The sequence below is a fragment of the Pectobacterium brasiliense genome, assembly GCF_013449685.1.
In the GTDB taxonomy this organism is placed as follows: domain Bacteria; phylum Pseudomonadota; class Gammaproteobacteria; order Enterobacterales; family Enterobacteriaceae; genus Pectobacterium; species Pectobacterium brasiliense_A.
On record NZ_JACDSF010000042.1, the window covers coordinates 39,484 to 60,107 of the forward strand.

At 52.8% G+C, this 20,624-nt stretch carries 15 protein-coding genes; 13 read left to right on the top strand and 2 right to left on the bottom strand.

The genetic code is table 11. The features are described 5' to 3' along the window. The first annotated feature begins 178 nt into the window (after positions 1–178). From H0248_RS16235 to H0248_RS16270, 8 genes are all read left to right on the top strand, one after another. Positions 179–1,858: a methyl-accepting chemotaxis protein gene (locus H0248_RS16235; RefSeq protein WP_180786690.1), complete on the top strand. Its 1,680-nt coding sequence runs from the start codon at positions 179–181 to the stop codon at positions 1,856–1,858. 505 nt (positions 1,859–2,363) lie between these two features. Beyond that, entirely contained in the window at positions 2,364–4,268 is a 1,905-nt protein-coding gene (locus H0248_RS16240) for an FTR1 family iron permease (protein ID WP_180786691.1), read from the top strand. 119 nt (positions 4,269–4,387) lie between these two features. After that, entirely contained in the window at positions 4,388–4,915 is a 528-nt protein-coding gene (locus H0248_RS16245) for an iron transporter (RefSeq protein ID WP_010285198.1), read from the top strand. A gap of 156 nt (positions 4,916–5,071) precedes the next feature. Then, positions 5,072–6,469 carry a Fe-S-containing protein gene (locus H0248_RS16250; protein ID WP_180786692.1) on the top strand — a complete coding sequence of 466 codons (1,398 nt, stop codon included), beginning with the start codon at positions 5,072–5,074 and terminating at the stop codon, positions 6,467–6,469. Between the two features lie 2 nt (positions 6,470–6,471). Next, positions 6,472–7,761 (top strand): ABC transporter permease, encoded by a 1,290-nt coding sequence (locus tag H0248_RS16255; protein WP_180786693.1) that lies wholly within the window; start codon positions 6,472–6,474, stop codon positions 7,759–7,761. Next, complete coding sequence (locus H0248_RS16260; RefSeq protein ID WP_308415669.1) at positions 7,751–8,890, top strand: ABC transporter permease; 1,140 nt, start codon at positions 7,751–7,753, stop codon at positions 8,888–8,890. The genes H0248_RS16255 and H0248_RS16260 overlap by 11 nt, the downstream gene beginning before the upstream one ends. Before the next feature lie 4 nt (positions 8,891–8,894). Next, positions 8,895–9,611 carry an ABC transporter ATP-binding protein gene (locus tag H0248_RS16265; RefSeq protein WP_010285208.1) on the top strand — a complete coding sequence of 239 codons (717 nt, stop codon included), beginning with the start codon at positions 8,895–8,897 and terminating at the stop codon, positions 9,609–9,611. Continuing rightward, positions 9,598–10,095, top strand: coding sequence for a TlpA family protein disulfide reductase (locus tag H0248_RS16270; RefSeq protein WP_180786694.1), 498 nt, complete (start codon positions 9,598–9,600; stop codon positions 10,093–10,095). Before H0248_RS16265 ends, H0248_RS16270 begins: the two co-directional genes overlap by 14 nt. A gap of 35 nt (positions 10,096–10,130) precedes the next feature. On the opposite strand, the gene H0248_RS16275 is transcribed toward H0248_RS16270, so the two are convergent. Then, a complete protein-coding gene (locus tag H0248_RS16275; RefSeq protein ID WP_180786695.1) occupies positions 10,131–11,126 on the bottom strand; it encodes a DMT family transporter in 996 nt (331 codons plus the stop codon). Between the two features lie 449 nt (positions 11,127–11,575). Here H0248_RS16275 and cbl point away from each other — a divergent pair, with 449 nt between their 5' ends. Together cbl and gltP are read left to right on the top strand one after the other, a co-directional pair. Next, positions 11,576–12,529 (top strand): HTH-type transcriptional regulator Cbl, encoded by a 954-nt coding sequence (cbl, locus tag H0248_RS16280; RefSeq protein ID WP_180786696.1) that lies wholly within the window; start codon positions 11,576–11,578, stop codon positions 12,527–12,529. A 495-nt stretch (positions 12,530–13,024) separates the two neighbouring features. Continuing rightward, a complete protein-coding gene (gltP, locus tag H0248_RS16285) occupies positions 13,025–14,341 on the top strand; it encodes a glutamate/aspartate:proton symporter GltP (RefSeq protein WP_180786697.1) in 1,317 nt (438 codons plus the stop codon). Positions 14,342–14,474: 133 nt separating this feature from the next. On the opposite strand, the gene H0248_RS16290 is transcribed toward gltP, so the two are convergent. Continuing rightward, the gene (locus tag H0248_RS16290; protein ID WP_039516117.1) at positions 14,475–15,815 is read right to left on the bottom strand and encodes an anaerobic C4-dicarboxylate transporter; all 1,341 of its coding nucleotides are present in this window, start codon (positions 15,813–15,815) and stop codon (positions 14,475–14,477) included. 879 nt (positions 15,816–16,694) lie between these two features. Here H0248_RS16290 and H0248_RS16295 point away from each other — a divergent pair. The 3 genes from H0248_RS16295 (at position 16,695) to ygjG (ending at position 20,158) form a co-directional block, all read left to right on the top strand. Continuing rightward, positions 16,695–16,865, top strand: a complete 171-nt coding sequence (locus H0248_RS16295; RefSeq protein WP_180786698.1) for a hypothetical protein — start codon at positions 16,695–16,697, stop codon at positions 16,863–16,865. Positions 16,866–16,985: 120 nt separating this feature from the next. After that, positions 16,986–18,410: an aminobutyraldehyde dehydrogenase gene (gene patD, locus H0248_RS16300; protein WP_180786699.1), complete on the top strand. Its 1,425-nt coding sequence runs from the start codon at positions 16,986–16,988 to the stop codon at positions 18,408–18,410. A 341-nt stretch (positions 18,411–18,751) separates the two neighbouring features. Continuing rightward, positions 18,752–20,158, top strand: a complete 1,407-nt coding sequence (ygjG, locus tag H0248_RS16305; protein ID WP_205558345.1) for a putrescine aminotransferase — start codon at positions 18,752–18,754, stop codon at positions 20,156–20,158. Positions 20,159–20,624: the final 466 nt, after the last annotated feature.

A 20,624-nucleotide genomic window follows, 5' to 3' on the forward strand; every position in this document is an offset into this window, starting at 1 on the left:
TTTTTTTGAGCTTAATTTCCCATCTAATGGGACATGAATCAGGGAATTCCAGAACGTCTGTGAGATCGCGTGGGATAAGGGCGCGAGACAACGGGCGGCACCGTCATGAGTAAAAAGTAAATACTTTTCCGACAGAGCGTGCGGGCGGGAAATATTTGTTAACGTCGCGGAGTGCATTATGGAATTTCTAAGAAACATCAGCATAAGAATAATGGTGCTGATCATTGTGGCTTCTCTTTTAGTGGTATGGGGAATAGCATCAGGATTTAGCCTTTACTCGCTTTATCAGGTTACGAACTTGCTCGATAAAAGTGAGACTCAGCGAACAACGTATTCCCATCTGGTTTATGGCTCCGATCAATATTTTCGTGCGGTAACGCGCATGGAAAGGGCCGTGTATTATTTGCAGCACGATGATCCCGAAAACGGCAAAAAGACGTTGGAAATGGCACGGACTGCGCTAAAAAATACCAAAGACTCGCTGGAGAAATTCCAGTCGGCAGAGCACGTTGGCGTTGATCAGGCAACGGTTGAGGGGGTGAAAAATACCTGGAATACCCTGATCTCGACCTCCATCGACCCGATGAATGCGGCACTTCAACGTAATGATTACGAAGGATTCCACCAGATATTTCGCTCCGTGTATCCCCCTATTAGCCTGACGTTTGGTGAAAGCGTCAAACGCTATTCGGACAGCATTACCGCCTCCTCGTTGATTCCAGCCGTGAATGAACATAATACCCAAAACCGTAATTCGTTAATTGCTGTGATGGTGATTGGCCTCATCGTGTTGATTTTCACGGAATACTATTTGAGGAACTATCTGGTTATTCCGATTTCAGTGCTCAAGTCCCATTTGGCACAGTTGACGGCGGGGCGCTTAGGCTGTGAGCTGGCGGAATTTGGCAAGAACTGTGCGGGACGATTGATTCCCGATATTAAGAAATTGCAGAAAAGTTTGCGTGATACGGTGACAGTCATCCGGCAGAGCACGACGGAAATCAACAACGGGACGTCGAGCATTAAGGATGGCAACGATAACCTTTCCAGCCGCACGGAACAGCAGGCTGCTGCACTACAGCAGACGGCGGCCAGTATGGAAGAGATTAGCTCCACGGTGCGGCAAACGACCGAACACGTGCATCAGGTGCGTAAGCTGGCGAAGGATGCGGCGGATACGGCGCAAAAAGGCGGGAATATCAGCAGCAACGTAATGACGACGATGGATGGTATTAGCGCCAGTTCCCGACAAATTTCCGATATCACCTCGGTGATTAACAGCATTGCGTTTCAGACCAATATTCTGGCGCTGAATGCGGCGGTTGAAGCCGCGCGGGCAGGTGAACAAGGGCGAGGATTTGCCGTGGTAGCCGGTGAGGTTCGCACGCTGGCACAGCGCAGTGCGCAGGCGGCGAAAGAGATTGAGGCGCTGATCGCTGAGTCGGTTTCACGGGTTGAAACCGGTGCAGGGCAGGTTCGACAGTCTGGTGAAGCGATGACAGCAATTATTGCCTCCATTTCGCATGTGAACGATCTGATTGGTGAAATTGCAGCGGCAACGGATGAGCAAACGCGCGGGATTACGCAGATTAGTCAGGCGGTGCACGAAATGGATAGCGTCACGCAGCAGAATGCGTCGTTGGTGATGCAATCGGCCGAAGCGGCTGCCCGTCTGGATGAACAAACCAGAGAGCTGTCCGCTGTGGTGGATGTGTTCGATCTGGAGTCGGATTGCGATCCGGCAACGTCTTTTTCCCGCCCAGCGATCGCTGCTCCTGTGCATCCCGCGGTGAGGCAGAGCAGCACGCCGTTACTGTCCGCACAGGGGCGCAACGGTGAGGGATGGGAAAAATTCTGATCCGTAGCGGGTTAAACACGGGACAGACGTTGAACGTAAGATAACCCATGAGGCAGGCGTCGAACTGGGCGGAAAGGAATCTCTCCGGTTCTGTTGCTCGCGGGTAATCGCCTAAAAATGATCGATGAAACGCGTTAACCGTGACGCGTATAATGCGTTGGATTACAGAGGAAAAATGGTGTTTTTCTCTGTAAATCTGACTGTTCTAATGTAAAGAAATACTATTTTAAGACGGGGTCTCTAGTCTTAAAATGAGTAATTTAAAAATTTGGTATATTTATTGCTAGATTTTATTGATGATTTTTTGCCGTTTTTGAGATCGAAAAACCGTACTTTTTTAGGGTTATAGAAATAAAACGGAATTTTTTGGCACTAAGTTAAGTTAGAAATTATTTGTTACATACTAAAGTGGTTGTTGCTCCTATTTTCGTGACGTAAATCAAGACAGATGGCGGCATCAAAGTGATAATAAGAATAAATATCATTTGTGCTTCATCACACGCTTATGTCTATCTGGCAAAAAACGCTTCTGTTGTTGTGTTGGCTGTTGAGTTGTTCCGTGGCAGTTGCTGCGACCGATTACGCCTCATTTATTCAAGATATCGAAACCCGGCTGGATAAAACGGCTCAGCTCTATGGGCAGCAAAAGCCGGATGATGCCCGTACCGAAGTTCAGATGGCCTATTTTGAGGTGTTTGAAAACCTTGAAGGCCCTATCCGTATCAACATTTCCGCGCAAAAAAGCTATCAGTTGGAAGCGACCTTCGGTGAAATTCGCCGCATGATTGGCGAAGGAAAGCCGCAGACCGAGGTGCAGGCGAAAATCTCTTGGCTGAAGGGCGAGCTGGATGCCGTTCTGCCCGTGCTGTCGGAAGGGCACAAGCTGGTCGCACAGGAGCCGCACGGTGCCTATGACAATGCGGAGATCGCGCCGTACTGGCAGCAGAGTTTCAAAATCATCGATGACCAGCTCGCTCAAGCCGTGACTGAATATCAGGCTGGCGATTACAAAAAGGCCAGCCAGAGCGTGCAGCAGGCGCACTATCAGGGTTTTAAAAACTCTGAAATGGAGATGTCGGTCAGGCAGAATCGCTCAGCGCAGCAGGCGGCTTCTATTAATCAACAATTCTCCGCGCTGATTACCCTAGCCGGTCAGCCCGACCAACTGACAGATGTTGCCTATCGGGTCACCACGCTGTTGCAGGATATCGAAGATGTCTTGCCGGGATTGCCGACAACGCGCGATAGCCAGCAGGCCACGGCAGCACCTGCCGCGAACGCCGATACGGGTGCCGTGCCGGACGCGAACTGGGCGAAGCTCGCCGACGATATCAATCAGGCCATTGCCGCTGCGATCGCGCAGTACCGTCAGGGTCACGTCAAACCCGCCATCATGGCGGTGCAGGATACCTATTTCGATCTGTTTGAAGCCACCGGCATGGAGAACAAAATTGGTTCTCGCGATGCGGCGTTCAAATCGACGCTGGAAGGGTATTTCACCCGTCTGGTGAGCCTGATGAACGCCAAACAGCCGGCGGAACAGCTGCAAGGGCAGGCCGACGCGCTACAGCAGGAACTGGCGAAGGCGGTCACCATGCTGGGCGACGGCGGCGAAACCCACTGGAGCCTGTTGATCTACAGCCTGCTGATTATTGTGCGCGAAGGGCTGGAAGCCTTGCTGATTGTGGCGGCGATCGTGGCCTATCTGGTGAAAAACAATCAGCAGGACAAGCTGCCGCTGATTCGCCAGTCGGTTTACGTCGCGCTGCTGTGTAGCGTGATTACCGCTGTCATTTTCCAACTCGTGTTCACCAATTCCGGTGCCAGCCGTGAACTGCTGGAAGGCATTACGATGCTGATAGCCGTCGTGATGCTGTTCTTCATGAGCTACTGGCTGTTGTCCAAAGTGGAAGCGCGTCACTGGAAGGCCTATCTCGAAGGCAAGCTGTCCCATTCGCTAAGCAGCGGCTCCCTGATTGGCCTATGGCTCACCAGCTTTCTGGCCGTGTACCGCGAAGGCGCGGAGACGGTGCTGTTTTATTACGCGCTGGTCGGCGATGCCAGCAACATGGCGGGGCACCTCTCCATTCTGGCCGGTTTTGCCATCGGCTGTGTGGTTCTGTTGATCGCCTATTTCGTGATGCGCTACACCATCGTCAAACTACCGCTGAAGCCGTTCTTCATGTTTACCGGCTGCTTTATGTACCTGATGGCGTTTGTGTTCGCGGGTAAAGGCGTGCTGGAACTGATCGAAGGCAAACTGTTTGAACCGACGTTGCTGACCGGTGTGCCGGAAATCAGCGGGTTGGGGATTTATCCTTATGTGGAAACGCTGATTCCACAGGGGGTGCTGGTGGTCGCGGCGTTAATCGCTCTGTGGGTGATGCGGCGCCGGGCGTCTGCTGTCTGACAAAGAATAAATTCGACATTAATTAATACTGAAAGCAATAAGAGCAGCAAATAAACATAACAATCCCAATCGCTTAGCGAATTAAGCGAAGAGGGACGACTGAGATGAGGATGGGTTTGATGAATATGCAAAAAAGTCTGATTGCGGGTGCCGTTATTGCCGGTATTTTCACTGCGCCTGCCGCGCTGGCGTTTAAAGAATATCCAGCGGGTGAGCCTGTTTCCATGAACGAAATGGAAATTGCCGCTGTTTATCTGCAACCTATCGATATGGAACCGCGTGGGATGGGCCTGCCTGCTGCGAAAGCGGACATCCATCTGGAAGCCGATATTCACGCTGCTGAAGGCAACAAAAACGGCTTCGGTGCCGGTGAGTGGATGCCGTTCCTGACCATCGCTTACACCCTTACTAACACCGATACCGGTGCGAAGCAGGAAGGCACATTCATGCCGATGGTTGCCAGCGATGGCCCGCATTACGGCGCGAACATCAAAATGATGGGCGTGGGTAACTACAAAGTGACTTACCACATCGACCCGCCATCAAAAGCCGGTATGCATCGTCACACCGATGGTGAAACGGGCGTAGGCCGCTGGTGGAAACCGTTTGATGTCAGCTTTGACTTCAAATACGTCGGCTTAGAATAAGGTCTTCTGTCCGCGATGTTCTGTCGCGGTCATGTTCACGCCTCTGTGGGTCGTTATCGTTGTCCACAGAGGCGGCAATTTTTCGGTTCGTGTACGGATGCTATTTTGCATCACATTAAACCGACGCACCTGCAACTTGAAAGGTGACGGGAGTATATGAGTTATTTCTTTATCACGACCCTCCAATCCTTCCTGCCGATAGCGCTATTGCTGGGGCTGAACTGGAGCCATCGTTCTACGCCGACAATCAGGCTGCTTGGCTGGATCACGCTGCTGGCGCTGTTTGCCGGCACGTTTATTGGCGTACATTTTCCTAACGGGCAGGCGTTTCTGCTGGGCTTTGCAGCGCTTCAGGCGCTGGCCTTGATCCTGTTTCTTGTCTGTCAGTGTTTTTCCCACCCGCGTATTGGCTATCTGTGGCAGGCGCTGATGGTGGTGGGCGCGGCGGTGCATTGGGGCAACGATCCCAATCTGACTGCCCTGACAACCACCCATGTGGTGAATACCGATCTGCTGCTGAATTTCAGCGCCGTGCTGCTGGCGTTTGGCTGGCTGGTGTTCTGTGCTGCGCTGTGCGGCATGATCGTGCGCCGCATTCGTTTACTGCGCTGGCCGCTTCTTGCTCTGCTGCTCACGCTTCTGCTGTTGCCGATAAGCGGCAACCTGCTACTGCTATTGATGAAGTTACAGGCGCTGGGGCTGACCAAGCCGCGCCTGAGCTATGTGGCACACGTCACCAACAGCGCGTATTTATTGAATTACCTCAGTGCGTTGTTCATGGCGGCGTTGGCTGCCGGGCTGGTTTGGCCGCTGCGGCATGCGCGCCGCCAGATGCTGGCCACGCATGAGGCGATTGAGAAGCGTAAAGCGACGGCAGGCTATCGCACGCTGCGCCGCACGCTGTTGGCGACGATCACAGCGCTGCTGGTCGTGGTGCTGGCCCAACTCTATTGGGACAAGATTGCGTCGCAGCCGCCTCGTCTGTCGGAAGCGCAGCCGGTAACGCTGGCGGCCGATGGCAAAGTGCATATTCCGATTGAACAAGTGCGTGATGGCAAACTGCATCGCTTCGTGTGGATTGCCGATGACGGCAAGGCCGTGCGCTTTTTCATCATCAACCGTTATCCCGATCGCCTGCGTCTTGGCGTGGTGTTTGATGCCTGCTTGCTGTGCGGCGATCAGGGCTACGTGATGGAAGGCAATCAGGTGATTTGCGTCGCCTGCGGCGTGCATATCTTCATTCCTTCTATCGGGAAGGCGGGCGGCTGTAATCCCGTGCCGATTGAAGGATGGAGCAACGACGATAACGAACTGGTGATTGGGCGCGCGTCACTGGCGGCAGGCACTAACTACTTCTCGACGGTGGTGTCGATGGAGGTTATCGACCCGGTTGATGGCTCCAAACTCACCAACGTGAGTGCGGAACACAAATATCGCTACGGCGGTAAAACGTACTTCTTCTCGTCGGAAGCCAACTACAACCGCTTCCGCGAAAGTCCCGCGAAATTTGCCACGGCCAAAGCGGCAACGGGCGAGCAGGCTGAGGAGGAATAATCATGCTGTGGCGACTGTTACGTCAGTCCTGGCGCAGAAATATTCGGCGTAAATCGCTGGCGGTGCTGACCGTGTTTTTGGCGTCGGGGTTGATCTCCGCGCTGCTGGCGGTATCCATCGACATTGGCGACAAAATGGCGCGCGAGCTGAAATCCTACGGCGCGAATATTCTGATTGAGCCAGCAGGACAAGCGGCGCTACCCGCGCTGTTTGGCGAGCGCAGTAATCCGCTGGAAGGGCAGGATTTCCTCGATGAGGCCGAGCTGCCGAACATCAAAGATATCTTCTGGCGCAATAATATTGTCGGTTTTGCGCCGCTGTTAAGCGGTGATGTTGAGATCAAGGGGCAGCCGGTTGCCGTGCTGGGCACTTTCTTTTCTCAGCCTGTCGCGGTGCCGGATGAGGAAGACTATCGCACGGGACAAATGACCGTGAGCCCATACTGGCAGGTGGCCGGGCAGTGGCCGCAGGAACCGGTGACGACGGACAACGTTGCGCAAACGCTGGTGGGAAAACAGCTGGCGGCGCAAACGGGCTGGAAAGTCGGGGATAAACTCGCGCTGCACGGCGCAAAAGGGGGCACAACGGTAGAGGTGAGCGGCATTCTGAGCAGCGGCGGTGATGAAGAAAGCCGTCTGGTGATGCCGCTGGCAACAGTGCAATCGCTACTGGGGTTAGCCGGTAGAATTCAGGCGATTCGCGTATCGGCGCTGACCGTGCCCGAAAACGAACTGTCGCGGCGGGCGCGGGAAAATCTGGAAGCGCTGAATGCCGAAGAGTATGACCTCTGGTACTGCACCGCGTATGTGTCTTCGATTGCGCATCAGTTGGAAGAAGCCATTTCTGGCTCAGTGGTGCGTCCTATCTGGCAGGTCGCCGCCTCGGAAGGCGTGGTGATCGACAAGATCCAACTGCTTCTTGCGGTGGTGACCTTTGCCGCGCTGGTGGCGGCAGCGATGGGAATTGCCTCGCTGATGACCAGCACCATCATGGAACGAGCCAAAGAGATCGGGTTGATGAAAGCGCTGGGGGCACGTCAGTGGCAGATCATGCTGCTGTTTTATCTCGAAGCGGCGCTGAGCGGGCTGGCTGGCGGAATCGTGGGCTGCGTCGCAGGCTGGGGGCTGGCGAAAGCCATTGGCCTTATGCTGTTCGGCGTACCGCTGAGTTTCGCGTGGATTGTTATCCCTTGTGTGCTGGTGATCTCGATGCTGATCGCCATCATCGGAACGTGGTTCCCGGCGCGTCGAATCGCCAAACTGTATCCGGTGGAGGTGCTGTATGGACGCTAATGGCTGGATGAATAGCATGTTCTGGCGGCTGGTGTTCCGCGCGCTGCGGCTGCGTATGCAGCGCGTCAGCGTGGTGTTCGCGGCGCTGATGGTCGGGGCGGCGATTGTGACGGCGATGTCCGCGGTCTATTTCGATATCAACGCCAAGATGAGTCAGGAGCTACGCACCTTTGGCGCGAATTTTTACCTCGGTCCGACGCGGGGCAATACGATTCCACAAAGCACGTTTCAGCCGATTATCGACAACGCACCCGCTGGGTTGATCAATGCAGCCAGCCCTTATCTGTACGGTATGGCGCGTACGGAGCTGGAGAAAGTGGTGCTGATGGGCGTGTGGTTTGAATCGCTGCGGCAGTTGGCACCGTACTGGCAGGTCACGGGTAACTGGATTGGCGTGAGCTTCGATGACCGTAACGCCATGATCGGGGTGAAGCTGGCGGAACGGCTGAACGTCAAAGTCGGCGATAGCATCACGCTGGTGGGCGACGGCGGGAAGCAGCGGTTGCAGATCAAAGGCATCGTGGAATCCGGCGATGCGACGGACAACATGCTGATCGTGAATCTGGAACTGGCACAAAAGTGGCTGGATAAAGAAGGCGCGATCAGTAATGCGTTGTTGAGCGTCAGCAACGATCTGGGGCAGGTCGATCGCTTCGCTGCCCAGCTCCAGCATCAGTATCCGCAACTGGAGATCCGCCCGATCCTGAAAGTGTCGGCGTCGGAAGGTCAGGTGCTGAATAAAATTAAAGGGCTGATGGGGCTGGTATCGGCGGTGATTCTCGTGCTGTCTTCCCTGTGTGTGAACACGACGCTAATGGCGATTGTCGGCGAACGCGCCCGCGAATTTGCGCTACAGAAAGCACTGGGTGCGAGCGGACGAGACATCATCCGGCAGATGCTGGCGGAAACTGGCATCATCGCGCTGGCGGCTGTGTTATGCGGTTTGCTATTGGGCTATTTGCTGGCACAGGTGTTGGGGATGGCCGTCTTCAACGCGACGATCTCGCTGCGTTTACCCGTGTTCCCGCTCACGCTGGTGCTATCGTTGCTGGTTGCTGCCGTCGCGGCAGTGGTTCCTACCCGGCGTGCAATCTACGTTGAACCAGCCAAAGTCTTGAAAGGAGAGTAGCTCGATGTCTGTAGAGGTGAACGCGCAGGAAAGGGCGCAGGCCGCGGAGGCGGTGATTGAAACTCGCCAGCTCTATAAACGCTTTGGTCAGGTTACCGCGCTGGAGAACATCAATATCCGCATCGCGCGCGGCGAGTTCGTCGCCATCATGGGCGCATCTGGCTCGGGTAAAACTACGTTGATGAATATTCTCACCTGTCTGGATACGGTGAGTGAAGGGCAGGTATTGCTGGACGGCGTCGATGCCGCTGGGCTGGATGAAGAAGGGCGACGCCAGTTCCGGGCCGATAAGATTGGGCTGGTATTCCAGCAGTTCCACCTGATTCCGTTTTTGACCGCGCTGGAAAACGTGATGCTGGCGCAGCATTACCACAGCGTGGTGGATGAAGCGGCGGCGCAGCGCGTGCTGGAACAGGTGGGGCTGGCGCATCGCGTCGATCACTTACCGAGCCAGCTTTCCGGCGGTGAGCAGCAGCGCGTGTGTATCGCCCGTGCGCTGGTGAATGAGCCTCCCGTGATTTTCGCCGATGAACCGACGGGGAATCTGGATGAAGAGAACGAACGGCGGGTGCTGGATCTGCTGAAAGATCTGCATCGGCAGGGGCGTACCATTGTGATGGTGACGCACAATCCTGAGTTAGGTCGGTTTGCTGACCGTATTATCCGCCTGCAACACGGCAAGTATTTTGGTGAAGAGGTGAATCATCATGAAATGGCGTAACGGGATTACCGCGCTTTGCCTGCTGGGTGCAGTGGCGCTAAGCGGCTGTAAGGAAGAACAGGTGAGCGTCGGAGCACAGGCACCGGCGCTGGCGGCCTACGATCTGGCGGGGCAGCAGGTGGATCTGTCGCGCTGGCAGGGGAAAAGCGTGTACCTGAATTTCTGGTCGTCGGGCTGTGGCGGCTGCATGGTTGAAATGGGGGCGCTGGAGAAGCTGAGCAAGGAGTATGGCGATAAAGTCGTGGTGGTGGCGGTTAACACCGATCCTGACGGCGTGGATATCACGTCGATGCTGGCGCACCACAAGGTGACCTATCCGGTGGTGCGCGATCAGTTGGGCATTACCAAAGAGCGCTATCAGGTCAGCGGCACGCCAACCTCATTTATTATTGATGCCAACGGTAAGGTGACCGATCAGCATCAGGGCGCGCGCGATGAAGCGCAGCTGAGCGCGCTGTTTCAGAAGCTGGCAAGCCGCACATAAAGACCGGCTATTTTCACAGCCTGTCAGGTGTGCGTTTACTCTGGCCGTGAAACCGGCATCGGGACTTCTACCACCGTTGATTTTTTCACAACGACAGGTTCCGGTTTCACGCGCATCGCGTAGATCACCCCGACAATCAGACAGGTGATGCCACAGAGCGTCAGCAGCGGCGGCCAGGATTGCCGGATGATGAAGGCATAAGTTAGCCCCGCCAGCGTTTCAAACACAATCAGCGGCCCCACCAACACCGTCGGCAGACGCTGGCTGGCTTCGTTCCAGAACAGCGTACCAATCCACGAACAAAACAGTCCAATCGCCAGCATCAGCGGGATGAAAACCTCAGGACGTGGGCCGAACGGCTGCGTAAAGGTGCTATCCGTTAGCGCCAGATGGCCGCACACCAGCAGATACCCCAACAGCGCCAGCGGTAGCGTGACCAGCCCCTGCGCCGTGGCCCAGGTGGTCGGTGTATTGCCTTTGTGGTCGCGCAGCCAGCGAGCGTTGCGCAGCGGATACCAGGTCCAGCAAACCACGGCGAGAAAGGCCATCGCAATCCCGCTGGCATAACGCCATAAATCGAATGCGACGGTGGTGCCTTTCAGTTCCGCAATATTGACGCAAACCAACCCAGCCGCAATCAACAGCAGCGAAGGCAGCAGCCGACGCCAGGCTACGCGGCCATCGTGCTTGCTGTACAACACATTGGCGGTAACGGAAATGACCACGGGCAGGGTGCCGATAATCATTGTTGAGATCGGCGCGCCCGTGCGCTGAATCGCGCTGGCGAGCAGAAAGTAGTACAGCAGATTACCGATTATGGTGAGCTTCGTGGCCTCCAGCCAGTCGCTGCGGGTCAGCTGGCGCAAACGACGGCGATCGAGCCACGCCAGCGGCAAGGCAATCAGCCCAAAAGCCAGATAGCGTCCGGTGGACTGCAAAGCCGCAGAGTAGTCCGGTACGATTAATGGCCCAACAAAAATCAGCCCCCACATCAGCCCGGCGGAAAGCGCAAATAAAACCCCTATCAGCATGATAAACCCATTTTTTCACAATAGTGCATCGCGCCAGTCTAGGGAGAGTCAGTGTTGAATGATTGTAGGATATTGCTGTTTGTGACCGGCTGCCACCTTGTCCCTGATTCTGACCGCCATCATAGCAGTGATAGCGCGTCAGCTTGAAGTCGTGCGTGCTATTTAGCCTGAGCAGAAATACGTGAAAAAGGGAATAAAAGCACTGAGATAAATAGACCGGAAAGGCATAAATCATAGCGAAATGGTTGATTAACGGTACGTGCGCGACAAAAATGATTTTCTATAACTATTTGATTTTAATATTTATGTCTATTCCTTGTTAGATAAGATAGCGCGACAGACATACCGTTAGTATAAAAAAATATAATCAACTCCATTTGCTTATTTGTTCTGGCTCTCATTACTTGCATCAATATTGCTATCTGTAATAAAGGACAAGGGAGTGAAAGGTGAACTTTCAGCAACTGAAGATTATTCGTGAATCAGCACGGTGCAATTACAACCTGACCGAGGTGGCGAATACGCTGTTTACCTCTCAATCCGGCGTAAGTCGCCATATCCGCGAGCTGGAAGAAGAGTTGGGGATTGAAATCTTCATCCGTCGCGGCAAGCGCCTGTTAGGCATGACCGAACCGGGAAAAGAGCTGCTGGTGGTGGCAGAGCGCATTCTGAATGACGCCAGCAATATCCGGCGGCTGGCGAATGTCTTCACCAATAACGACACTGGCCAGTTGGTGATTGCGACCACGCATACGCAGGCGCGTTACAGCCTGCCGCCAGTGATTAAAGCCTTCCGCTCGCTGTATCCGCAGGTGCGTCTGGTACTGAATCAGGGCACACCGGATGAGATCGTGGCGATGCTCCATTCTGGTGAGGCCGATATCGGCATTGCCAGTGAGCAGTTGATTAACGATCCCTCGCTGGCGGCGTTCTCCTACTACCGCTGGCACCATTCGGTGATTGTGCCGGAGCACCATCCGCTGACGCAGGAACCGGTGATTACGCTTGAAATGCTTAATGCAGAGCCGCTGATTACCTATCGTCAGGGAATTACCGGTCGTTCTCGCCTGGATCGCGCGTTTCAGGCTGTGGGCATGTCGCCGGATATTACGCTGAGCGCGCAGGATTCAGATGTGATTAAAACCTATGTCGAGCTGGGGCTTGGGGTGGGGATTGTGGCCGATATGTCATTCGATCCGGTGCGAGACAAAAGTCTGGTTCGGTTGAATGCCGAGCATTTGTTTGAAGCGAATACGGTCTGGTTGGGGTTAAAAAAGGGGCAGTTACAGCGTAACTATGCCTGGAAATTTATTCAGCTGTGTAATACAGAACTGTCGCTGGATGACATTAAAGATAAGGTATTCTCAGATAACGATGAAGCGGTGATTGATTACCAAATCTGAATGACATAACCGTTTCCTAACCCGATGCCCAGCCAGCATTTTTTCTGACTGGGCGGGTGTTTTCCTTTTGATTTCGTCGCGATTTTTTGTATCGCGATACCCGCCGTTTTCTGTACTTGATTCAGCATAAATAGGGTTTAGCGTGCCGATAATCTGCTTGATCTGAACGTGCCGGAATAGTAACATCCTCGACATAACAATAACTTATGTCTGAATTTTTGTTAGGTGATACAAATACTTGTGCGTTTTTATTGAATAATTATGCTAACAATTTTGGTGTCACAATAGCAAGTTTACCCTAAATAATGCGAGTTGCAGGACAAAACGTGTGCGTTTTGAACAGCGTATAAGCGGCTTGAGGTATGGCGGGTTAATCCATCAGACATCCTTCTCACTAGTCAGTCACCTCCACGTTGATTTTTTCGGTTCGTATTGCGCCGGAGTCGCGCTAGCGCCATGTTTGTGATGGCGGGGAGTTTAAAACGGAAAATGACGATGAAAACACAAAAAATCAGCCTTGCCTGGCAAATCCTTATCGCGCTGGTTCTGGGTATTGCACTCGGTGCCGTGCTACATGAACAGCAAGAAAGCCGCCAGTGGCTTATCAGCAATATTCTTAGCCCCGCAGGCGACATCTTTATCCGTCTGATTAAAATGATCGTTGTCCCGATTGTGATCGCCACGTTGATTGTCGGGATTGCGGGCGTAGGGGATGCCAAAAAGCTCGGGCGCATCGGCTTCAAGACCATCCTCTATTTTGAAATTATCACGACGGTAGCGATTATCCTGGGCATCACGCTGGCGAATGTCTTCCAGCCGGGTCACGGCATCGATATGTCGACGTTGACCGCCGTTGATATCTCACAGTACCAAAAGACCACCGAGCAGGTGCAGAGCGGTTCGCACAGTCTGGTGGGGACGGTGCTGTCGCTGATTCCGCCGAATATCTTCGCCGCGATGGCACACGGTGACATGCTGCCGATTATCTTCTTCTCGGTACTGTTCGGTTTGGGGCTATCCTCATTGCCGAAAGATCACCGTGAACCGCTGCTGAACGTCTTCCGCGGCGTGTCGGAAACCATGTTCAAGGTGACGCACATGATCATGCGTTATGCCCCTGTTGGGGTGTTTGCGCTGATTTCCGTTACGGTTGCCAACTTCGGTTTTGCGTCGCTGTGGCCTTTAGCCAAGCTGGTTATGCTGGTTTATGCCGCGATTTTCTTCTTCGGGCTGGTGGTGCTCGGTATCGTCGCACGGCTGTGTAAGCTGCGTATTACTCTCTTGATTCGTATCCTCAAAGATGAGCTGATCCTCGCGTATTCCACCGCCAGTTCCGAAACCGTGCTGCCGCGCATCATCGAAAAAATGGAAGCCTATGGCGCGCCGAAGTCGATTACCAGCTTTGTGGTGCCGACCGGTTACTCCTTTAACCTCGATGGCTCTACGCTGTACCAGAGTATTGCGGCGATCTTCATCGCGCAGCTGTACGGCATCGAATTGTCGATTGGGCAGGAAATCGTGCTGGTGCTGACCTTGATGCTGACGTCTAAAGGCATTGCCGGCGTACCGGGCGTGTCGTTTGTCGTGTTGCTGGCAACGCTGGGCAGCGTCGGGATTCCGTTGGAAGGTCTGGCATTTATTGCGGGCGTTGACCGTATCCTCGACATGGCGCGTACCGCGCTAAATGTAGTAGGGAATGCGCTAGCGGTGCTGGTCATTGCCAAGTGGGAACACCAGTTCGATGAGAAAAAAGCGCGAGCCTATGAGCGTGAGCTTAAAGGGATAAGTACGCAGCCTGCCCAGCAGGGATAATCCTCGTCATAATGTAAATAGCGATATAGCGATAATGAAAGCGGGCGCATTGAATCATCAATGCGCCCGTTTCTTTTTCTTACTTTGGCATCTACCGCCACGTTCTGCTGAGCGGCTGAATGCAGATCATGACTTACAGGAAGCCGTACATCGCGGCAAACACCCACCCAAAGACGCAGGATGTGCTCACGCCGATCAGGCCCGGCAGAATAAAGCTGTGGTTGATAACGAAACGGCCGATTTTGGTGGTGCCGGAGCGGTCAAACTGGATAGCCGCCAGATCGCTTGGGTAGGTCGGCAGAATGTAGTAACCATAACAGGCTGGTGCAGACGCCACGATATACGCCGGATCTACCCCGATTGCCAGCGCAACGGGGACAATGGCCGCTAGCGCCGCCGCCTGCGAGTTAACGAACTTGGACACAATCAACAAGATAATAGCGTAAGCCCACGGATAGACTTTCACCAGTGAACCGAGCGTGCCTTTGATCTCTTCCAGATGCGCGCCAAACATGGTTTCCGCCATCCAGGCGATACCGTATACCGCCACGATGGCAATCATCCCTGAACGGAACACTTCATTCTTCGAGATTGATGATGGATTGGTTTTGGTCGCGATAATGATGATGGCACCAGACAGCAGCATAAACATCTGAATCACCAGCACCATCGACAGCGGCTTACCGGCAAAGACTGGACGCAGCTCTTCAACGGCACCCAGAATCGCTACCGCCGCGATGGTTGCCAGAAAGATCCACATGGCGATCCAGTTACTGCGTGGCAGTTTTCTGTCGAGCAGCGTGGCGGTATCGCCATATACATACTGTTTGTTTTCTGGATCGGCGATGAATGTCTGAAAGTCTTCATCTTTGTCCAGATCCTTACCGCGGAACCAACTGAAAATCCCAATCGCCAGAATACCCAGCAGGGTAGAAGGGATGGTAATCGACAGCAGATCGAGGAATCCCAGGTGTTTGCCCTGGAAGGTGAAGTTAGCCAACATAGCAACCAGCGACACCACCGCAACAGAGACTGGGCTGGCGATAATCCCCATTTGTGCACCGATCGAACTGGCGGCCATCGGTCTTTCAGGACGGATATTATTCTTGATGGCGACATCATAAATAATCGGCAGAATGGTATACACCACGTGGCCAGTACCGCACAGGATAGTCAGAATACAGGTGACGAACGGCGCGATAATCGAAACGTATTTCGGGTTACGCCGCAGCATACGCTCCGCGATTTGCAGCATCACATCCAGCCCGCCCGATGCCTGAAGCGTTGCCGACGCAGCCACCACGGCAATGATGACCAGCATGACGTCAACGGGCGGTTTACCCGGTTGTAGTTTAAAAATAAAGACCAGAATAACAAGTCCAATCCCGCCTAATAAACCCAGCGCGATCCCGCCTTTTCTTGCCCCGTAAAAAAGGCAGATCAGGACAATGACTAATTGAATGATGAAGTCCATAGTAGCCCCATTGCATTGCTTTATAAAATGAACTGATTAGTTAGAATTAAAATAAGTGAGTTTTTACTACGGCTACTATATGGACGGGTTGTTATTTGTTTTCTTGATCTAAATCTATTAATTTTTATCTTTGCGCTATTTCCTGAAAATAAAAAGATCTCGCTCGCAATAATTGCGCCTTTTGGTTTATTTAGTTTTTTAAGTGTAAATTTAATTTATTAATGATTTGAGGGTGTGCTTCTTGATGTGGTTGTTAATGAATGACACGTGGTTTTTAAAGATGATTAAATTCCTGTTCTTATTTTGTTGTGTTTTGTGTTCTTTTACTTTTTATTTTCGTTAACGTTAATTGCAAAAAACCATATTCTGATGTCTCTCTTCCTACTCCCAATGAGGTATTTTTGCATATTGTCTTGTTTTTAAATGATTACTTTAAAAATGATAAAATGAATCCCTTTTTGATAATGAAGTCAACGTCAGGCCACTTGAGAATAGCCGAAAAATAAAAATGGCTGCCGCGACATCGCTATTCACGTCGGGAATATAGCTGACTGTCTTTCTGATATTTTTACATTGAATGCGAAGAGGGAGACTCTTTATAGTGTGATTGGTTATTAATATAAATTTTTTATAAATATTTTGGAATATCTGGATGCGGATTATTTTCCTTACCCCAGTAGCAGCAAGGGACGATTTTCCACTGCGTCATGCCTGTTGCCGGATTTCAGGGGGATAATCGTTCATAAATTTAATGTAATTGATAATTATTATCATATATGCCGAACCGAAAAGCAGCGTTAAATTTTCTTCGGATTGGTGGATTTTCGTCATCGACTACACTTATCTTTGCTGGCTTATTATTTAATCAGGAGAGACGAGATGGCCACGAAGGACTCATCGCAGGATCCTAAAGAGGTGACGGTTAGCGAAGGGCTGGCAAAGGTGCATGAGGCATCAGAGCAGTTGACGGAAGAAGAAATTGACGCGCTGGCGGAAGAAGCCAGACAGGCCGCCACGCAGACGCAGAAAGGGTCGGGCAACGCCCCCTAGTGTAATGCCACGGGTTGCAGAGCGGAGCGACAGGTAAGCGCAACGTGGCAGGTTTTTTGCACAGACATTTTGCAGATAGTGATGAAAAACAAGATGGTTTTCTCTCTGTAAGGAAAATGTATGCACGATAAATTACTCATAGAAGGCAAGCTGGTTGCGGGGAAAGGCGAGGCGTTAGCGGTATTTAATCCTGCCACAGGAGAGCAAATTGCCGCCATTGCACAGGCCGATCTGCACCAGGTTGATGCAGCCGTGCTGTCCGCGGAGTCTGCTTTTGCACACTGGGGACAGACCACGCCGAAAACGCGCGCGACGCTGCTGCTACAGATTGCTGATGCCATCGAGGAACACGCCGAGACGTTTGCCGAGCTTGAATCGCTGAACTGCGGCAAGCCCTACCATGCGGCGCTGAATGATGAAGTGCCTGCGGTCGCTGATGTGTTTCGCTTTTTTGCCGGCGCGGCGCGCTGTCTGAGCGGCTCGGCGGCGGGAGAGTATCTCGAAGGGCACACCTCGATGATCCGGCGCGATCCGGTTGGCGTGGTCGCGTCCATCGCCCCGTGGAATTATCCGCTGATGATGGCATCGTGGAAGCTGGCACCGGCGCTGGCGGCGGGAAACTGCGTGGTGCTGAAGCCTGCGGAGCAAACCCCGCTGACCACATTCTATCTGGCGCATCTGCTGGCGGAGATACTGCCCGCTGGCGTGGTGAATATCGTATTCGGGCGTGGTGCTGATATCGGCGATGCGCTAACGGGGCATGAGAAAGTGAACATGGTGTCGCTGACCGGCTCGATTGCGACCGGCGCGCATATTTTGTCGCATACCGCCGCGAGCGTAAAACGCACACACATGGAGCTGGGCGGCAAAGCGCCGGTAATTGTTTTCGACGATGCCGATATCGATCAGGTGGTGGATGGGATCCGCAGTTTCGGTTTTTACAATGCGGGGCAGGATTGTACTGCCGCCTGTCGGCTGTATGTACAGCGTGCGATCTACGATGAGGTCGTAGAAGCATTAGGCAAAGCGGTGGCGACGCTGAAAATGGGCGATCTACACGATGAAACCACCGAACTGGGGCCACTGATTACCGAGCCGCAACTGGAACGTGTGATTGGCTTTGTCGAACGCGCCAAAGCGCTGCCGCACATTACGGTAGTGACCGGCGGCGAGCGGGTGAAAGGGCAGGGATTTTACTTCCAGCCTACGGTGCTGGCGGGGGCAAAGCAGGAAGACGAAATCGTCCAGAAAGAGGTGTTTGGACCCGTTATCTCCATCACGCCGTTTGACGATGAAGCGCAGGTGATTGGCTGGGCGAATGCCTCGCATTACGGGCTGGCCTCGTCGGTCTGGACGCGCGATATCGGGCGGGCACACCGTCTGGCCGCGTGCCTTCAATACGGCTGTACCTGGGTGAACACCCACTTCATGCTGGTGAGCGAAATGCCGCACGGCGGGCAGAAGCTGTCCGGCTACGGCAAGGACATGTCGATGTACGGTCTGGAGGATTACACTATCGTGCGTCATATTATGATCCGGCACTGAGGATCTTCTGCCTGCTTAGGGATTCTGTTTATCCTGCACGAGAAACCGTTACTGGAGAAACAGGTACTGATATAGCGCGTTTGTCCAGCCCGGCGTGCCCCAAAAAGGGGCGCGCTGGGCAAAAGCAGGGCATCACGTGTTGCTTTGATTTTCTTCATACTGGCATGTGCCATTCTTATTGGTTATTAATTCCGCCTATTCGTATTTAGTTCAAATCATCTACTGAATTTTTGGATTAGATCGCGTTTTTGTATTTTATTCTAATTTGGGGCGGGCGACTGGCGTGTTATGTGCATTAATTAAAGTGGCATCGCGTGATGTCCGTTTTCAAGGAGCGCATTTTGTCCAGATCAAACGCCCACCTTAACCCGCTAGAGTGTACTCAGCAGGCACTGCATTGGATTCATAGTGACACGCTATCCCACGATGACATGGCGGCACTGAATCGAGAGGTTTTGAGTTGTTTTCGTGAATACGTCAACCCGGGTTTTCTGGAGTACCGAAAATCTGTCACCACCGGCGGCGATTACGGCGCAGTCGAATGGCGCGCCAGCGGACCGAATACGCTGATTGATACCCAAGGGAATGAATATCTGGACTGCCTCGGCGGTTACGGCATTTTTAACGTCGGGCATCGTAACCCTAACGTGATTGCTGCCGTTGAGCGCCAGCTCGCCAGACAACCGCTGCACAGTCAAGAACTGCTCGACCCGCTGCGGGGATTACTGGCAAAAACGCTGGCGGCGCTGACGCCGGGCGCTCTGAAATACAGCTTCTTCTGCAATAGCGGAACGGAATCGGTTGAAGCTGCGTTAAAGCTGGCGAAGGCCTACCAGTCACCGCGCGGTAAATATACCTTTATCGCCGCGACAGGTGCATTCCACGGGAAATCGCTGGGCGCGCTTTCTGCCACCGCCAAACCCGCGTTTCGTCGTCCCTTCATGCCGCTGTTACCCGGCTTCCATCATGTTGCTTTTGGCGACATCAACGCCATGCGCAAGCAGGTTGAACAATGCCAGAAGACCGGCGATGACGTGGCTGCCATCATCCTTGAACCCATTCAGGGAGAAGGCGGCGTGATTGTGCCTCCGGAACATTACTTGCCTGCGGTCAGAGCGTTATGCGATGAGGTTGGGGCATTGCTGATTCTGGATGAGGTACAAACCGGCATGGGTCGCACGGGCAAGATGTTCGCCTGTGAGCATTATGGCGTGCAGCCTGACATTCTGTGTCTGGCGAAGGCGCTGGGTGGTGGCGTGATGCCGATTGGCGCAACGGTGGCGACGGAAGAGGTCTTCTCCGTGCTGTTTGAAAATCCGTTCCTGCATACCACCACGTTTGGCGGCAATCCGCTCGCCTGCGCGGCGGCACTGGCGACCGTCAATGAGTTGCTGACAAAGAATCTGCCAGAACAGGCAGCGATACAGGGGGAATTTTTGCTACAGGGCTTACGACAGCTGGCGGCTGAGTATCCTCAGTTGATTATCGAAGCGCGAGGAATGGGGCTGTTGCAGGCTATCGAGTTCAGGAAAAACGAGATCGGGTATGCCTTCGCGAAGGAACTGTTTCAACGTCATGTTCTGGTGGCGGGCACGTTGAATAATGCTAAATCGGTCAGGATTGAGCCACCGCTTACCATCACGCGCGAGCAATGTGCCCGAGTGCTGAAAGAAGCGAAGGAAGTGCTCAAGAAGCTCAATGGCACAATGCCTGACGAAAATAAAATGAAGGAATATGCGGTAGAGTGAAAAACGAGACGGAAACACGCAGCACCCTATTAGGTTCACTCCGAAAGCCAGTCAGCTCTTACTGACTGGCTTTTTTTATCCTCCAGAGAGAGGTGGGACCTGCCATTATGCTTTAAATATAATTAATTCAGTCACGTTACACTATATTGAGTGTCACAAAGCATAATGACATGGACGGTTTTTCTACCCAATATTAACTATTAGCTTTCTAACTTATAAATCTGATTTAATTAATGGAATTCGGATTTTTCCCATTATTATTTTTGATAGAAAAAAACGATCGAATAGAGGGAATTAAACGGTTTAATGATCGTTATTTCCGATCGATATTTTATTTACGATAGTGTAGAGTTATGAAACTTAGCAGGCTGAATCTCGATGTCATTTTTATAAATGAATGACATTCATTAAACGTCATGCTTATCTAGGCTAGTAACGTGAGCGATAAAAACTTAATCATTATTAT

Bases quoted from the DNA above. Each gene is read 5' to 3' on its own strand.
- H0248_RS16235 (WP_180786690.1), top strand. From the start codon at position 179: ATGGAATTTCTAAGAAACATCAGCATAAGAATAATGGTGCTGATCATT.
- H0248_RS16240 (WP_180786691.1), top strand. From the start codon at position 2,364: ATGTCTATCTGGCAAAAAACGCTTCTGTTGTTGTGTTGGCTGTTGAGT.
- H0248_RS16245 (WP_010285198.1), top strand. From the start codon at position 4,388: ATGAATATGCAAAAAAGTCTGATTGCGGGTGCCGTTATTGCCGGTATT.
- H0248_RS16250 (WP_180786692.1), top strand. From the start codon at position 5,072: ATGAGTTATTTCTTTATCACGACCCTCCAATCCTTCCTGCCGATAGCG.
- H0248_RS16255 (WP_180786693.1), top strand. From the start codon at position 6,472: ATGCTGTGGCGACTGTTACGTCAGTCCTGGCGCAGAAATATTCGGCGT.
- H0248_RS16260 (WP_308415669.1), top strand. From the start codon at position 7,751: ATGGACGCTAATGGCTGGATGAATAGCATGTTCTGGCGGCTGGTGTTC.
- H0248_RS16265 (WP_010285208.1), top strand. From the start codon at position 8,895: ATGTCTGTAGAGGTGAACGCGCAGGAAAGGGCGCAGGCCGCGGAGGCG.
- H0248_RS16270 (WP_180786694.1), top strand. From the start codon at position 9,598: ATGAAATGGCGTAACGGGATTACCGCGCTTTGCCTGCTGGGTGCAGTG.
- H0248_RS16275 (WP_180786695.1), bottom strand. From the start codon at position 11,126: ATGCTGATAGGGGTTTTATTTGCGCTTTCCGCCGGGCTGATGTGGGGG.
- gltP (WP_180786697.1), top strand. From the start codon at position 13,025: ATGAAAACACAAAAAATCAGCCTTGCCTGGCAAATCCTTATCGCGCTG.
- H0248_RS16290 (WP_039516117.1), bottom strand. From the start codon at position 15,815: ATGGACTTCATCATTCAATTAGTCATTGTCCTGATCTGCCTTTTTTAC.
- H0248_RS16295 (WP_180786698.1), top strand. From the start codon at position 16,695: ATGGCCACGAAGGACTCATCGCAGGATCCTAAAGAGGTGACGGTTAGC.
- patD (WP_180786699.1), top strand. From the start codon at position 16,986: ATGCACGATAAATTACTCATAGAAGGCAAGCTGGTTGCGGGGAAAGGC.